This window comes from Desertivirga xinjiangensis (genome assembly GCF_024436435.1).
Lineage (GTDB): Bacteria > Bacteroidota > Bacteroidia > Sphingobacteriales > Sphingobacteriaceae > Desertivirga > Desertivirga xinjiangensis.
This window is the reverse complement of the sequence record NZ_JAFMZP010000015.1, coordinates 16,712-31,883: the sequence shown is the minus strand read 5'-3', so window position 1 is coordinate 31,883 and position 15,172 is coordinate 16,712. Positions and strand designations below refer to the sequence as shown.

The 15,172-nt window shown below is 40.8% G+C and carries 15 protein-coding genes and 2 tRNA genes; 9 read left to right on the top strand and 8 right to left on the bottom strand.

All coding sequences use genetic code 11. From position 1 onward, the window contains the following. Nucleotides 1-97 precede the first annotated feature (97 nt). On the bottom strand, nt 98-340 hold the full coding sequence (locus J3P37_RS22410) for a DUF1456 family protein (protein ID WP_256014253.1): 243 nt from the start codon (nt 338-340) through the stop codon (nt 98-100). Between the two features lie 18 nt (nt 341-358). Further along, nucleotides 359-1,660: a DEAD/DEAH box helicase gene (locus J3P37_RS22405; RefSeq protein WP_256014252.1), complete on the bottom strand. Its 1,302-nt coding sequence runs from the start codon at nt 1,658-1,660 to the stop codon at nt 359-361. Nucleotides 1,661-2,099: 439 nt separating this feature from the next. Here J3P37_RS22405 and J3P37_RS22400 point away from each other — a divergent pair, with 439 nt between their 5' ends. Further along, complete coding sequence (locus J3P37_RS22400; RefSeq protein ID WP_256014251.1) at nt 2,100-3,938, top strand: glycoside hydrolase family 15 protein; 1,839 nt, start codon at nt 2,100-2,102, stop codon at nt 3,936-3,938. A gap of 2 nt (nt 3,939-3,940) precedes the next feature. Next, on the top strand, nt 3,941-4,732 hold the full coding sequence (locus J3P37_RS22395; protein WP_256014250.1) for a glucose 1-dehydrogenase: 792 nt from the start codon (nt 3,941-3,943) through the stop codon (nt 4,730-4,732). Between the two features lie 18 nt (nt 4,733-4,750). Here the strand turns inward: J3P37_RS22395 and gnd are convergent, their stop codons facing one another. From gnd to J3P37_RS22365, 6 genes are read right to left on the bottom strand one after another with little or no spacing between them, the layout of a single operon-like run. Beyond that, nucleotides 4,751-5,737 (bottom strand): phosphogluconate dehydrogenase (NAD(+)-dependent, decarboxylating), encoded by a 987-nt coding sequence (gene gnd / locus J3P37_RS22390; protein WP_256014249.1) that lies wholly within the window; start codon nt 5,735-5,737, stop codon nt 4,751-4,753. 51 nt (nt 5,738-5,788) lie between these two features. Beyond that, the gene (locus tag J3P37_RS22385; protein WP_256014248.1) at nt 5,789-6,988 is read right to left on the bottom strand and encodes a sensor histidine kinase; all 1,200 of its coding nucleotides are present in this window, start codon (nt 6,986-6,988) and stop codon (nt 5,789-5,791) included. Continuing rightward, nucleotides 6,989-7,999: a SpoIIE family protein phosphatase gene (locus J3P37_RS22380; protein ID WP_256014247.1), complete on the bottom strand. Its 1,011-nt coding sequence runs from the start codon at nt 7,997-7,999 to the stop codon at nt 6,989-6,991. It abuts the gene before it with no gap. After that, nucleotides 7,992-8,405 carry an anti-sigma regulatory factor gene (locus J3P37_RS22375; protein WP_256014244.1) on the bottom strand — a complete coding sequence of 138 codons (414 nt, stop codon included), beginning with the start codon at nt 8,403-8,405 and terminating at the stop codon, nt 7,992-7,994. The genes J3P37_RS22380 and J3P37_RS22375 overlap by 8 nt, the downstream gene beginning before the upstream one ends. Next, nucleotides 8,386-8,811 (bottom strand): STAS domain-containing protein, encoded by a 426-nt coding sequence (locus J3P37_RS22370; RefSeq protein ID WP_256014241.1) that lies wholly within the window; start codon nt 8,809-8,811, stop codon nt 8,386-8,388. Before J3P37_RS22370 ends, J3P37_RS22375 begins: the two co-directional genes overlap by 20 nt. 2 nt (nt 8,812-8,813) lie before the next feature. Beyond that, entirely contained in the window at nt 8,814-9,677 is an 864-nt protein-coding gene (locus J3P37_RS22365; RefSeq protein WP_256014239.1) for an STAS domain-containing protein, read from the bottom strand. Nucleotides 9,678-10,083: 406 nt separating this feature from the next. On the opposite strand from J3P37_RS22365, the gene J3P37_RS22360 reads away from it, so the two are divergent. From J3P37_RS22360 to J3P37_RS22330, 7 genes are all read left to right on the top strand, one after another. Continuing rightward, nucleotides 10,084-10,157: transfer RNA gene (locus J3P37_RS22360), tRNA-Ala, on the top strand. A gap of 42 nt (nt 10,158-10,199) precedes the next feature. Next, a tRNA-Val gene (locus tag J3P37_RS22355) sits at nt 10,200-10,274 on the top strand. Between the two features lie 151 nt (nt 10,275-10,425). Further along, the gene (locus J3P37_RS22350) at nt 10,426-11,721 is read left to right on the top strand and encodes a site-specific integrase (protein WP_256014236.1); all 1,296 of its coding nucleotides are present in this window, start codon (nt 10,426-10,428) and stop codon (nt 11,719-11,721) included. Between the two features lie 55 nt (nt 11,722-11,776). Further along, complete coding sequence (locus J3P37_RS22345) at nt 11,777-12,121, top strand: hypothetical protein (protein ID WP_256014233.1); 345 nt, start codon at nt 11,777-11,779, stop codon at nt 12,119-12,121. Nucleotides 12,122-12,239: 118 nt separating this feature from the next. Then, nucleotides 12,240-12,653 carry a hypothetical protein gene (locus J3P37_RS22340; RefSeq protein WP_256014231.1) on the top strand — a complete coding sequence of 138 codons (414 nt, stop codon included), beginning with the start codon at nt 12,240-12,242 and terminating at the stop codon, nt 12,651-12,653. A 40-nt stretch (nt 12,654-12,693) separates the two neighbouring features. Then, nucleotides 12,694-13,125 carry a hypothetical protein gene (locus tag J3P37_RS22335; protein ID WP_256014228.1) on the top strand — a complete coding sequence of 144 codons (432 nt, stop codon included), beginning with the start codon at nt 12,694-12,696 and terminating at the stop codon, nt 13,123-13,125. Nucleotides 13,126-13,187: 62 nt separating this feature from the next. Then, nucleotides 13,188-15,062 (top strand): hypothetical protein, encoded by a 1,875-nt coding sequence (locus J3P37_RS22330; protein ID WP_256014225.1) that lies wholly within the window; start codon nt 13,188-13,190, stop codon nt 15,060-15,062. Nucleotides 15,063-15,172 lie beyond the last annotated feature (110 nt).

The following is a 15,172-nucleotide window of genomic DNA, read 5'->3' as shown; positions in this document are numbered from 1 at the left end:
ACATAGCACACGCTGGCACGCGTGTGCTAGCATTCTTCATCTTTCTAGCGTATTCTTGACGTGGCTGTTGTTTTTGCTAGGGCACGCGTGTCGCGTGTTAAGAAACCCCAGCACCAGGTTTTGGCCTCGGCCCCCGTTTATAAATAATCAGGCCATTCAAAAAGTTCCGCAGGATCTGGTCTCCACAGGGTTTAAAATTAGGATGATCTTCTTTACGAAAAATAGCGCCAATCTCTGCTTTTGTGATTCGAAAGTCGGCCAATTTCAAGACCTCTATAATATCATCATCGGTAAACTGCATCGCCACCCGAAGCTTCTTCATGATATCATTATTACTCATAGTATTAATATTATATTCTTATCTGGAAATTTCAATCTTAACCTTTTTGTTCTTTATTTTTTCGTCTTTTACAAGCTCAATAGTACGTTCAGTCAAATTACGTTTTACAGCTACGTATGATGCATAATCAAGCACCTCGATCAAACCTACCTCTTCCTTGCTCAGTGCGCCTTTTTTACAAAGCAGACCTACAATATCCACTTTATTGACCTTGTCTTTTTTACCAGCTGCAATATACAGCGTAATCCAGGGTGAAGGTTCAGGCATCACCGGCTTTGCAGGTAATTGTTCTACCTCAGGAAGCTCCTTTAAATAAGCCGGCTTTTCATCAGGCGCCAGGATAAGATAGGATGTACCTTTTGCATGCATCCTGGCAGTTCTTCCGTTGCGGTGCAAAAATGCTTCTTCATTATGCGGAAGCTGATAATGAACAACATGCTCTATCTCAGGTATATCCAGGCCTCTTGAGGCCAGATCAGTTGTAATCAACAAACGGTGGCTTCCGTTCCTGAATTTCAGTAATGCCCGCTCACGATCATCCTGCTCCATTCCCCCGTGAAAAGTATCATGCGGAAGATCCATATTCCAAAGCAAGTCGCTGATACGTTCAACGGCTTCCCGGTGATTACAAAATATCAGCGTTGCCTTATCGCCGATTTTACAGATCAGAGAGAATAAGGTTTCCAGCTTATCCGCAGCCTCTGAGATCACCACTTTCTGTTTCAGGTCAGGCACCGATGGTGTGTCACCTAAAAAATCCAGCGTAACTGCATTATTCAAGCCCGTAAATTCAGGAATCTCATCCATCTTAGTAGCAGAAGTCAGAATTCGCTTTTTTAAACCGGGTAAAGACCGGATGATAAAATCCATATCGTCCTGAAAGCCAAACTCGAGAGCTTTATCAAACTCATCAAGAACCAGCGTATGAATAGCGGCCGTATTGAATGTTTTCCGCCGTAAATGATGTGTTATTCGTCCCGGAGTACCTACCAATACGGCAGGGGGCTGGGAGAAGTTATTAATTTCTGTTTTCACTGGGTGCCCGCCATAACAGCAATTTACCTTAAATCCGCTGCCCACCATCTTGAATACCTGCTCAATCTGAAGTGCCAGCTCGCGTGAAGGGACCAGTATCAATACCTGGACACCTGTTACGTTATTTTCTAGCGAATCAAGCAGCGGAAGCAAAAAACCTAAGGTCTTTCCAGAACCCGTTGGCGAAAGCAATATCACATCGCTTTTTTTAGCGGCTTCGAGCGCTGCCTCCTGCATCTCATTCAGTGCATCTATCTTCAAATTGGCCAGGGCTCTTTTGATCATATCCTTTTATAACAGGCAATAAAGGTAAAATAAATATATCCGTATTCGGTGGAAAGGTGATCTGGATCATAGATTTATTATTACCAAACAAACATCTTAGTGATATAAATGGCTGAGCTTCCGGCTTTGACATCCTGATGAAATTATTTAATGAATTAATTCAACAGCAGTATGATTTATTTTTCAGTTTACCTTGCGATAGGCATAGCTCTCATCATGACCCTTTTGAATCTTATCTTAGAAATTATAGAGGAAGAAATTGGGGATGTCAAGCCTCTCAGTATATTTATACATCTTGTTATACTCGCCCTGATATGGCCAATTACACTTATTGCTATTATAAAAGACTGGCTTGATCCCGGATCCTAAGATCAAACACAATCATCATTAATCAGTTTATTAAGCTAAACCTAATTGATGGACTAGTTTAATAAAGCCTATGAGTTATCAGCCAATAGAGAATTACGGAATAATCGGGGATTTGAATACCGTCGCTTTGGTGGGGCTTAACGGCTCTATCGACTATATGTGCTTTCCCAATTTTGACTCGCCGAGTATTTTTGCTGCACTGCTAGACCAAAAGAAAGGCGGATCATTCCAGCTAAATCCTCTGTTTGATGAAATGAAGACTAAGCAATTGTATCTGCCAGATACGAATGTTTTGCTTACCCGTTTTTTATCCGATGAAGGGGTAGCCGAAATAACCGACTTTATGCCGGTTGAAGAGCTATATAGTGGCAAGGAGCTAATACGAAGAGTTACGGCTATCCGGGGCGAGGTCCGCTTTAAAATGAAGTGTATGCCGCGCTTCAATTACGGCCGCAGTCCTCATACCGTGGAAGTTATATCTCCAACAGAGATAATATTCATCAGCAAAGGTGAAGATGGTGCGGTGCTTCGGCTCATCAGCAGTGTTCCTTTAAGTGTTAAAGGAAATGATGTCATAGCTGAGTTTACGTTGCAGCCTGCTCATATTGCTGATTTCTTACTTGAACACGTTAATAAGGAGCATTCGGATGAAAAAAACTTTAAAACTTTTGTCACCGAAAGTTTATTTGAAACCGTCAACTACTGGAAGAACTGGATAGCTCAATCAACCTATAACGGCAGGTGGCTGGACATGGTCAACCGCTCGGCATTATTGCTGAAACTATTAACCTCTTATAATTACGGATCGATCATCGCAGCGGCAACTTTCAGCCTGCCTGAAAATATTGGTTCGGGACGTAACTTTGACTACCGGTTTACCTGGATCAGAGACGCCTCTTTTTCTATGTATGCATTGATACGCCTTGGATATACCAAAGAAGCCGGAGCATTTATGAACTGGATTGAAAAGCAATGCCAGGACATCAAGGAGCATAACCGTCTGGGTATAATGTATTCTATCGACGGGCACCATCAATTGGAGGAGAAAATACTCGATCATTTTGAAGGCTATAAAAAATCAGCTCCTGTGAGGATCGGCAATGATGCCTACGGCCAGTTACAATTAGACATTTACGGAGAGTTGATGGACTCCGTTTTCCTATATAATAAATATGGGGAACCTATTTCCTATGATTTCTGGAAAGATCTTGAAAAACAGATTGATTGGTTATGTGTGAACTGGAATCAACCGGACGAAGGTATATGGGAAGTAAGAGGAGGCCGGAAAAACTTCCTTTACTCGCGCCTCCTATGCTGGGTAGCTTTTGACCGGGCTATTAAGATCGCTGAAGCCAGATCATTTCCTTTAAACGAGAAATGGCGCATGCAACGCGATATTATCTTCAACAGTGTTTTTTCCGACTTCTGGGATAAGGAAAAACAGGCATTTATGCAATATCCCGGCTCTCAGACAGTAGATGCGTCAGCCCTGCTGATGCCCCTGGTCCGTTTTATCAGTCCAAAGGATCCTCGCTGGCTCTCCACCCTGAAAAGAATTGAAAATGAACTGGTTTCCGACTCCCTGGTATACCGCTATCGGCCAGAGTTGGCGGCACCCGATGGGTTTGTTAGTCACGAAGGTACCTTTTCCATGTGTACGTTCTGGTATGTAGAATGCTTGTCGCGGGCTGGGAAACTGGAAAAAGCGAGATTCTACTTTGAAAAAATGTTAGGTTATGCTAATCATCTCGGGCTTTACGCAGAGCAACTCGGCTTCAAAGGAGAGCACTTAGGAAATTTCCCCCAGGCATTTACTCATCTGGGGCTGATCAGCGCAGCCTATAATCTGGACCAGCAATTAAATGACAGCCGCAACAAAAACGTAATTAATCATAAAACGCTTAAATAAAAATGAGAAATCAGACAGTTTTGATCACTGGTGCAAGCTCGGGTATTGGTCAGGGTATCGCAATTGGATTCGGGAAACAGGGCGCCAATGTGGTGATCAACTACCACAGTGACAAAGAAGGCGCGCAGGCTACCTTAGACCAGGTTGTAGCCGCAGGCGGTAAGGGGTTTATACACGAAGCCAATGTTGGAGACGAACAAGAGGTGGCAGGTATGTTTAAAAAAGCGATTGAAGAATTTGGCAGCATCGATGTTGTGATTAACAACGCCGGAATCCAGAAGGACAGCGCATTTTCTGAGATGACCTTCGACCAATGGAATAAGGTGATCTCCACCAACCTTTCGGGGTACTTTTTATGCGCAAGAGAAGCCATTAAACACTTCCTCAGCAAAGAACAAGCGGGGGCAGCAGAAAACGCCATCGGTAATATCATCTTTATCAGCTCGGTACATGACATCATACCATGGGCCGGACATGTCAATTATGCTTCTTCCAAGGGAGGCATTCTGATGCTGATGAAATCGCTCGCCCTGGAAGTAGCTCCGAAAAAGATCCGTGTAAACGGTATTTCGCCAGGAGCTATCGCTACCGACATCAATGACGATGTGTGGAAAGATGAAGAAAAGAAAAAGGAACTGCTTAAGCTTATACCTTATCAGCGTATCGGTTTACCCGAAGATATTGCTAAGGTGGCCATTTTCCTGGCATCCAATGAAAGCGACTACATTACAGGCACCACCATTTATGTAGATGGAGGTATGACTTTATACCCTGGGTTCGTAGATAACGGGTAACAAAAAGATAGCAGCACCTCAAGTGCTGCTATCAACCTTTTTCTTATATAAGAAATCACTTTCCACATTTTCGATCTTGCCGAACTTACGTTCGTACTGAATGCCGGCATCAGGACCAAAAGGATGACTTCCAAAGCCATTACGCATCATTGCGATGGCTTTATCAGCGATTCGATCGTTGTTACGGGAAGCAAACAACTGCATCACCGACTGCGCGATCACAGGAACAGGAACCTCCATTCTCATGGCATCCGCAACCAGCCAGTTCACTTCGCCCGTATCTTCTATATAAGAAGGGACCGACTCAAAGCCTTGCTTTTCATTATAGATCTTTGCCATCAGTTCAATCAGCCAGGACCGGATGACAGAACCATTGTTCCAGGTCTTCAATATTTCCGGAAAATTAAGCTCTTCGCGATAATTTGCCAGCAGATCCATACCCTCTCCGATAGCTTGCAGCATACCAAATTCAATGCCGTTATGTACCAGTTTTACAAAATGACCTGAACCGGGAGCTCCCGTATGCACAAACCCATCAGGAACGGAAAGATTTTTAAGTACGGGCGCTATATGATTCATTGCTTCAGCCTCTCCTCCGGCCATAAAACAAGCGCCATTGCGTGCACCATCAACACCGCCACTTGTTCCGCAATCCACAAAGTAAATACCATGTTCTTTCAGCTTTCGGGCGCGCCTTATCGAGTCACCCCAGTAGGAATTTCCGCCATCAACAATGATGTCTCCTTCTGATAACAAGCTTGCAAGCTGCTCGATGATCCTGTCAATTACCGCACCTGCAGGCACGTAAATAAAGACTATTTTGGGCGAGGAAAGAGATTCAAGCATCTCTTCCACACTAGCAGCCTGAGTGAGTCCGGCTTCCTGAAGTTCCGGATTTTGATGAAGGTCGTAGCCGACCATCTGATAACCTTTATCCATGGCTTGTAAAGCCAGATTCCCTCCCATTTTTCCAAGACCTATAATTCCGAGTGACTGCTTTTTCATACTCTATAAGCGTTGAAAGGAGGGTTTTAGTTTTGGGAAGTACTGAAGTTTTTATTCTCGCGGAAGCACAGGCAGAGAAAAATGAAATGTGGAACCTTGTCCTAAGACACTTTCTACCCATAATTTACCGCCATGATTACTGACAATTTTAGAAGCAATATACAATCCCATTCCCAGACCAGAGTATTCGTGTACCACCTGTTTGTTACGATAAAACTTTTCAAAAATGCGTGTGGCAGTTTCTTCAGACATACCAATACCCTCGTCGGCGACAGATACCAGCAGATCACCTTCATTGCTCATCGAGGTTTTTAAGGTAATGCGGGTACCCGACTTGGAATATTTTGCGGCATTACTTATCAGGTTAGTAAGTACCTGCTCCATTCGATCTTTAGCCAGGCTTACTTTCACCTCAGGGCCAGACTCCAGAAGCAACGTATGATCAGAAACCAGGTGAGTCACCAGGAATGTATTTTCCTCTATAAACACATTAAAGTCAACCACCTCATAATTATACTCCAGGCGGCCATTTTCAATTTTAGAAGTATCCAGCAACTGCTTTACCAGGTTCTTCAATTTGGAAGACTGTTCGTCAATCTTCCGCAGAAAACCCTTCATGCTATCAGTACAATCTTCTCTGCCAGAAAGAGCAAGCTGAGTGTAGGCTTTAATGATGGTTATAGGAGTTTTCAATTCATGACTAGCAATCGAAATGAACTCATTTTTCTGCTCATCCATGAGTTTAGAAAGTTTCAGCTCCGCCTCCCTGTCTTCTGCTATCTGAAACAGCACAAGATTTTTCTTTTTGATCTCTTCATATGCAGACACAGGAGGTTCATTCTCAAAATAATCTTCAAGAACGCTGATCCTGCCTGTATTTAGATTAAGCGATCTGGGCAAATGAATGCTGATGAGAATGTTAACCGTATCATCCTTTACAGATACATCGAACGCAGGAACAAGCTTCCGGGCATAGAAAAAACTATCCTCCATGATGGTAGCGCCGTCTAGAAAACGATACCTGATATCAGCGATCAGAGCGTATCTGCCATATTCATTTAGAAGCCCGAGCGAAAGAATGCCGCTATCTGTAAAGTCTATTACTACACGGGCAATTTCGGCAACAGCAGTAGCAAAGGTTGCCTGTGTAGAGATACTCAGCTTCAGCAGTTCGCAAAGTTTTACTGATTTCTTTTGAGCCAGAACTAAATCCATCTCATTTTCCAAAGATATGCTTACCAGTTCCGTCATTTAAAATACTTTACTAATAACTACAGACATATCATCTGTCCTCCGTCCAAAATCTTTATATAAGGCAGCAGCAAGCACAGAAGGATCGTATTTATTTATATTGGGATACTTTCCCGTGTCCCACCTGCTTTTTAAGCCATCCGAACAGAGAATGATCTGTTGAAAATCATTGGCCGAAACTTCATGGCTTTTTATGGTGTTTGGAATATTGTGCCCAATGATACCGTTGTACGACATAAAATTACGCCCGTCCAGGTAACTTATCATACGCGAGGAAATGTTACCCACCCCCGCAATAGACCACTTTCTTTCTTTAAAATCAAATACCACCACTGTTCCAACAGCCCCTCGGGTCTTCCGTATAGAGTCATGAATAAATCTGATGATCTGCGCCGGGTCGTGGTAAGGACAGAGCTTAAATGCAGCCCCCGCTTCCACAACCGCCTTATTCGCTTCAATACCGTGTCCCAGCCCATCGGCAACAAGCACTTTAAAATAATCAGCAGTGATCTTGTAGCAATTTCCATCACCGCTTACGGTTTCACCAGGTTTGGGCACTGTTAGTGACCTTATTATAACCTGTTCTTTAACTGGCAGATCAACACTGTTTTTGTAGATCCTGCAAAGCAGAATAGTACCCCAGCCTCTGATACTATACAGTTCAAAAAAATCCGAAAGCCTTCTTATACTTCCCAGACCTTCACCTAAGGTCCCTGATGAAGATACACCATCTCCAACCATTCTGTTAGCATCCGTCATTCCCGGACCACTGTCTATGCTAAGCAGCTCAATATATTCCTTACCTTTTCCACCAGCTACACAAACAAGGATCTCTCCCCTTACGGCATATTTAAATAAGTTTGAGGTGATCTCCGCAACCACAATATCCAGTTCGGCAAGCTTTCTATCACAAAATCCCGCGTCGCTGGCTTTTTTATGAATGTCTTTTTTTAGAATTGAAAAATAGCTCCGATCATCGGCAAAATAGCTGGTATGTGTTGCGCTATCCATTTGACCATTTAACAATTACCACCTTTGTTCCTTTACCCACCTCGCTTATTATATTAAACTCGTTGACCAAACGGCGTGTTCCTGGCAAACCTAACCCTAAACTTTTCCCGGTAGAGTAACCATCTTTCATGGCTAAATCAATATCAGAAATACCAGGACCTTTATCACTAAAGGTCAGCCGGATGCCATTGTCCCGGCCACGGGAAACTACTTCGATAAGCGCCTCACCTCCCGAAGCATACTTCAGCATATTTCTAACCAACTCGCTGGCAGCGGTTATCAGCTTGGTTTGATTTACCAGACCCATTTTGATTTTTACCGCATACTCCTTAACCCGGCTTCTGTAGGGCACCACATCCTGATCGCGCGAGATCAGGATCAAATCCTTAGTCAGTGTTACTATCATTGTTTTCCAGGTAATCACGCTCATCCCTCTCATCATAGTCTTCATTATCAACTATTATCCTGGATTTCAGTAGCTTCATACCTTTTTCCACGTCCAGAGCAGTAAATACTCCGGTTAAAGGCAAGCCAAGTTCAATTAATGTAATGGCTACCGCCGGCTGCATACCCACAACCACAGTTTCAGCATCGAGTATCTTAGACATACTGGCAATGTTTCCTATTATCCTACCCATAAACGAGTCGACGATAGAAACTGCTGATATATCAATGAGCACTCCCTTGGCATTGGTTTTACTGACCATTTGTACCAGATCAGCCTCCAATGTTAATGCCAAACGGTCGTAAAGATCAACCTGAATTGTTACCAAAAGGAATGAACCCATTCTTAAAATAGGAATTCTTTCCATTACTATTGTGTTTTAGAGTCTTGAGTGCGTCGTACTTCCAGCTTTAGGGACTGGAAAGAGAACTTTAAGGCATTTGCTAAAGTAGCTTTAGTAACAATGGTAGAAAGGTCAATCCCTAAATGTACAATCGTTTGAGCGATTTCCGGACGGATACCACTTATGATACATTCTGCACCCATCAGCCGTGTAGCACTTACCGTTTTTATTAAATGCTGTGCCACAAGAGAATCCACCGCGGGCACACCCGAAATATCTAGTATTGCAATACTACTTCCAGTGGCAACAATCTCTTCCAGAAGGTTTTCCATAACTACCTGGGTTCGGGCACTATCGAGGGTCCCAATGATCGGCAATGCCAGAATACCATCCCAAACTCTTATCACCGGAGTTGAAATCTCTGCCATCTCGTCTGTTTGTCTTAAGATCACTTCTTCGCGTCCTTTAATGAAGGTTTCGAAGGTTATGATACTGAAGCTATCTAAGAGCCGAATGATCTGAAGGGTACCTTTTAAGAGTGTAGCCGGATCATTATTAATTTCCTGTTCCATTAGCTCAATCAGAGCCTGTTTTAACCCCTGGATGAAAACACCTGTTTCACGGGGACTAAAACCTTGCCTTGCCCTTGTAATAGAAATGCCAGACAAGATTTCAACCACAGTATCAAAGTCCGGAGACTGAGCATCGCTGATGTTTTCCTGAGTTAAATTATCTACAAAAGAATCTACCAACTCTTCAGACTGCTGCCTGAGATCCTCGTTCGACATCAGATCCTCTCTTAAGCCTGCCTCAGATAACTGATTTTTGACCCACAATTCGATAATATTTTTTCTGTTCTTCTGAAGAAGTTTGGGGATGTTGTATTCCATTTGATGTAATGATAGGCTTTTAAATCCGGATAAAGGGTATAAAATCGATTTAGTTTTTGAGAACAAGGTTTTTATGCAGGAAAGACTGTTAGTCTGGAAAATACCCGGAAACTACAGGTAGCTAATCTTGTTTTTGTCTGTTAATAAAATTGTCTGAAGGTTAACGGATGGGTCAGGTACAATGCACTCTTTTCCAGTCGAGTTTAGGGACAGGAACTAGTCTATAGATATTGATGATCCGGAACAATACAAGATAGTACGTATTGTTCACAAGCTACCTCAGAACAGTTAGTTTAAATAATGGTAAGGCTCATGTTGGTGCAAATGCTCTCGCTTTTTTAAAAAAAAACTTGAATTACGATTTGCAAAAAGCGTTTTAAATCCTCATTATTGCAATCTCTAATTCGGGGGATTAGCTCAGCTGGCTAGAGCGCTTGCATGGCATGCAAGAGGTCATCGGTTCGACTCCGATATTCTCCACCGAAAAAAGCCTTTCAGCTAGCTGAAGGGCTTTTTAACTAAGGGAGTTTAGCTCAGTTGGTTTAGAGCACTACCTCGACAAGGTAGGGGTCACTGGTTCGAGCCCAGTAACTCCCACAGAATGTAAAGCCCATTTGGAGACCCGTTGGGGGATTTGATGGGCTTTTTTGTTTGGGGGAATGGTAGGAGTTGTTTACTACTTTGTTTCCTCTTTGTTGACCTTTTTGTTGACCTCGAAAATCAGTGCTGCTGCTGCTAAACTCCATTTATGGCTTCAGTTGCTATCGTTTTAAAAACCAAACAAAAACTATCAAACAATGAATTTGCAGTAGCATTAAGAGTGACACATGAAAGAGTAAGTAAATACTATACTCTCAGCAGCTTAGTCTCTGACCTTACATTAAAATTTAAAGCGAGTGTTGAACAGTGGCGTCCTGCACAAGCTGAAGACAACGGACTCGGTCGCTTTCTAAAGGCTGTACCTCAGTTTAAAGAACTTAATGAAATCTTATCACAAAAATTGACTTTAGCCAAAGACCTTCTAAAGGATTACGATAATGAAGGAGAAGATTTTTGCTTCGAGCGATTTGAAGCAGACATAAGAACTGGTCCAAGAAAATCTAAGAAGAAGAATAAAAACAACATCTACTTAACCGAACACTTTCAGTCCGTAATTGAAGAACTAGAGCAAAACCAAAAGCTGGGACTTGCAGAAGTATTTTCATCAACGTTGAGTAGCCTTAAACAGTATAAGCCTGAAGCGTTACTGACCGACGTAAACGTGAAATTCCTGGAAGCTTACGAAGTTTGGTTAAGAACTCAAAAGAAAAACAAAGACACTTCTATAAGCGTAAGACTAAGAACAATCCAGAGGGCGATAAACCTTGCCATAGCAGATAAACTTTTCAAAGCTGAAAACTATCCATTTGGAGAGAAAAAGTACTCCGTGAATCGACGATTAAACCATAAAACCCGTAAGCGAGCTGTTTCTATTGATTTAATTTCAAAGGTTAAGAGGTTAGCGGTGGAAGATGGTTCTGCGTTACATTTAGCTAAGAACATATTCTTATTTAGCTTTTATACCAGAGGGATGAACTTCGTTGATATTGCCAGTCTCAAATGGTCTGATATTGAAGACAATGAGATTCATTACATACGAAGGAAAACCGGACAGCCCTTTGACATTCCAGTTAACCAACATGCTCAGGTTATTATAGATTTTTATAAAACACATTATCAAAACAAAAGCAGCTACATCTTTCCTATTTACAATGATCTCATCCATAGGACTCTTAAACAAAAGTACACTCGAAAAAAGACCGCTATTAAGAAGGTAAATGACAGCTTGAAAGAAATTGCAAAGCTGATTGGCGAAGAAGGACTAAAACTCACAACTTACGTAAGTCGTCACAGTTATGCCACCAGTCTGAAACGATCCGGTGTTGCTACATCATATATCAGTGAGGCTTTAGGCCATTCCACTGAAGAAATGACTCAAACATATCTCGACGAATTTGAGAAAGGTGTGATTACTGAATTGGAAAGCAAGATATTTGACTTTTAATATTTTTTAAGCAGCGGGAGTATTTATTATTTCCGCTGTATTTATCTTCGTGCCTATGGATTATTTTATACTTAAGCCTAACTATAACATTTTAAGTAAATATTTTGTATTCGATTATTCCCCGGATGAAATGAGAACCAACTTTTCAAAGGGACATTTAATTGAAGCTGATTTTTTTTATGAGGAAACGATAGAAGCTATTAATAGAGAGTTGAGGATTTCCATTGAATACTTTGTGGGAAAGGAACATGTAGACAATTTGATGTTTATTCTGTTAAATGCCCATAAATCGATTGAAGCTTCCCTATTGGCAGCCGAAGAACAAAATAATTTTAATCAATCATTGAAGGATCTGGCAGAGCTTATTCTTTTCTTCAACGAAAAAAAAAAATGGCGATGATATTGCTTTTGAAGTAAAATCAACCAAAAAAAAGGAAGGTGTTACAATAGCCAATAAAAAAGTAATAAACTTTATAAAAGAATCATTTTTAGATGCAGTTATCAAAGGACGATACAAGGTGACTGATTTTGGAGTATTGAAGACCATCTTTTATACACAGATGGAAGTAGATGGAACATACAATCTCGACCCTGTTAAACTTAAATCCTTTGTAGAGATGGAATTGTGGGACATAAAACAACTAAAACGAAGATTGGTTGCGGAGCTTTGCGTTTTTCAGCTCAGGCCCTATTTAAACGATGAAACAATCCTAAAGACGAAAGAAAATAAGAACTTTTCAGATAAGCAACTCGAATTTTTTTATGAGACTTTGACTATTCTTGAATTATTTCCAAAGGTTAATGAAGACGAATTGCAGGCAGATAATGATGCTATAGGTAAAATGAGAACAGCCCTTAAGAACTATATAAAATGGAACCTTAAAAAAAGGAGTACCAAAGACAAAAATTCTAAAAGTAGTACTCCTAATTAAGATTCAACGTCTGAGTTTCTTTGCATCATAATTTTTAACCATGCGTAAGCAAAGAAAAACTAGTGGTTCGGAACAAGGTTTCGGTGCTAAATTATCAGCAAAAGGATTTTTCCTTGAAAACAATTCAGATGGTATTTCAAATGCCACTCCCTTCTTGGACTTTTACGATCCAATGAAAGCTACCCCAATCAAGTTTAGTGAACATGAAGAGATGTGGCAAAACCTGAAAGAAGGCTGGCCTATAGACGGTGTGCTTAAAACTACCAATGACAAAAGATCTGGTGCACCATACATCTGGGTGTCAGTAAAGTTGCCCAGAGGTGTTCAGGGATACCGTGTAGACGTCTTTTCTGACAAATTATTAGAATTTTTCAAGAGGTATCAAAAGCTTAAAGTGTCAACAGATTTCACTTTAAAGGATCTAATGGACGAAGCTGAACGAATCGAGAGCCTAGAAGTAGCTTCTAATTAACTTTTCTGATGAAGGAGTAGGGTTCTCCTACTCCTTCCCTACACCTTTTAATTTTTTAAAGAATGAAAACAGAAACACATTGGCTTTCTAAAGGACAGTTTTTGGCTAAACTAGAGCCTTTTGAATCAACAGGACTTCAAACAGATGCCATTTATCATAAGTACATTCCTGGGTGTGGAGCCACCACACTTGAGATCATATTCCCACGACACAGTATAATTATTGAACCTAATGTTCCTGTAATTTCAGGAAAGTGTGCTAAGTACAACGGAAAGAAGCATAAGCATAAGAAAATAATGGGTGTTTACGAAGGCGTTGAGATCGACGATATAAAGTGGTATCTTGAAAATTGCGAAGGATATAAAAAAATTCTTGTTACACCAGAAGGGTATCATAAAGTGGCTGAAGCAATAGGAGAATCAAGGATAAAAGATTACTTCCTTCTATTCGATGAATGTGAAAAAGCAATTCAGGATGTCAATTTCAGGCCAGGTGTCATTAATCCTATTGATGACTTTTTTTTGTTCGATAACAAAGCATTCGTATCTGCAACTCCGATAATTCCAAGTGATCCCAGATTTAAAGACTTCACACATTCTTTAATAAAACCAGACTACGACTTTAAAAGTGATATTCAGGTTTTCACAACCAATAACGTTACGTTTCTCCTGAAACAGATTTTAGATCAGTATAATGCACACCCTGAGAATAAGGACAGAAAATTTTTTATTTTCTTCAAGTCAACCAGCCGGATTAAAAACATAATTAAAGGTCTCAATCTTTCAGATCATTCTGTTTTCTGCTCTGAAAAGAGCACTAAGGAATTGAAAAGAAACAATGTTGAGAATGCCTACTATAAGATAGGTGACTCTCTGACAAAATACAATTTCTTAACCAGCCGTTTCTTCTCTGCTGTAGATATTGACTACGAGCTTTATAAGTGCGATCCTATTATCATAATGATATCGGATGTAGTTGCAGTTCAGCACTCCACTATTGATCCAAACACAGAGGCAATTCAAATCTGTGGAAGGTTTAGAGCACCGGAAGACCCAAAGATAACTGTCAAGAAAGACGTTATCCACATTTCAAATTACAATTCAGCATTTACCAGCTATAGCAGGAACGAAATCCTGGAAATTCTTCGGGACAAGGAAAGGTTGCACAGATTTATTGTTCGTTTTCGTCCAAAGTCACATTTGGAGTACTTTAATGAGTTCATCAAGGAGATTTTAAATCTAAACGGCTTTAGCTACTTCCTAAAAGAGGGTACGCTTGACAGAAACCACTTCATGGTCGATAACTTTGTTAATGAAGAGAAGGTTAAAGGCTATTATAAATGGAACAGATCGTTAAAAAGCCAATACGATGCGCTTGAGCACTTTTCTGTTGCTCCAGATTCTCGTTATGTCAGCTACACACTATCAGACTTAGAAACTCTGGAAATCGGCGAAAATACCAAAACAGAAACTTTGAATGACTTCGTGGGAAGGAAAGTCAAAGAGGTCGTAAATACCGTCTCTGACCCTATAGAACTACATTTCAACCTAATGATGCTCCGCCTAACTTACCCCGAACAAATGGGAATAATAGATAGCTTTGGCTTTAAAAACGCCAAAGAAGTTGACTTTAACATAAAAGCGATTGTTGCTCAGCAGCATGAAGCAGAAGGTCTAAAGCGGTTGCTACCTATAATAAAATATATCCAAAGAGAGTTTACCATAAATCAAGGGTATACAAGTGAGGAAATTAAAGATATTCTTTCACGAGGCATAAGTGAAACTAAGGTAGCAGGTTTGAAACCCAATCTATCACTTTTGCGAAATGGAGCAATATTGTCAGAACGAGACAATGTAAGGAAAGATGAAAATGGAAACTGGTTAAAAGGATATATAATTTTGGATTTTAGACAAAATTTTGATTTGGACAAAAGTTAAGAGGTGGGTTATAGACCCGTTAATAAGTGTCTGACTATTTTTTTTAAATTTTAATATTTACTTAAGACCTGCCTTGTGCAGGTTTTTTCGCTTAAATGAATTATTTTGCC

Bases quoted from the DNA above. Each gene is read 5' to 3' on its own strand.
- gnd (WP_256014249.1), bottom strand. From the start codon at position 5,737: ATGAAAAAGCAGTCACTCGGAATTATAGGTCTTGGAAAAATGGGAGGG.
- J3P37_RS22330 (WP_256014225.1), top strand. From the start codon at position 13,188: ATGAAAACAGAAACACATTGGCTTTCTAAAGGACAGTTTTTGGCTAAA.
- J3P37_RS22405 (WP_256014252.1), bottom strand. From the start codon at position 1,660: ATGATCAAAAGAGCCCTGGCCAATTTGAAGATAGATGCACTGAATGAG.
- J3P37_RS22375 (WP_256014244.1), bottom strand. From the start codon at position 8,405: ATGATAGTAACACTGACTAAGGATTTGATCCTGATCTCGCGCGATCAG.
- J3P37_RS22410 (WP_256014253.1), bottom strand. From the start codon at position 340: ATGAGTAATAATGATATCATGAAGAAGCTTCGGGTGGCGATGCAGTTT.
- J3P37_RS22400 (WP_256014251.1), top strand. From the start codon at position 2,100: ATGAGTTATCAGCCAATAGAGAATTACGGAATAATCGGGGATTTGAAT.
- J3P37_RS22345 (WP_256014233.1), top strand. From the start codon at position 11,777: ATGGATTATTTTATACTTAAGCCTAACTATAACATTTTAAGTAAATAT.
- J3P37_RS22365 (WP_256014239.1), bottom strand. From the start codon at position 9,677: ATGGAATACAACATCCCCAAACTTCTTCAGAAGAACAGAAAAAATATT.
- J3P37_RS22380 (WP_256014247.1), bottom strand. From the start codon at position 7,999: ATGGATAGCGCAACACATACCAGCTATTTTGCCGATGATCGGAGCTAT.
- J3P37_RS22385 (WP_256014248.1), bottom strand. From the start codon at position 6,988: ATGACGGAACTGGTAAGCATATCTTTGGAAAATGAGATGGATTTAGTT.
- J3P37_RS22335 (WP_256014228.1), top strand. From the start codon at position 12,694: ATGCGTAAGCAAAGAAAAACTAGTGGTTCGGAACAAGGTTTCGGTGCT.
- J3P37_RS22370 (WP_256014241.1), bottom strand. From the start codon at position 8,811: ATGGAAAGAATTCCTATTTTAAGAATGGGTTCATTCCTTTTGGTAACA.
- J3P37_RS22395 (WP_256014250.1), top strand. From the start codon at position 3,941: ATGAGAAATCAGACAGTTTTGATCACTGGTGCAAGCTCGGGTATTGGT.
- J3P37_RS22350 (WP_256014236.1), top strand. From the start codon at position 10,426: ATGGCTTCAGTTGCTATCGTTTTAAAAACCAAACAAAAACTATCAAAC.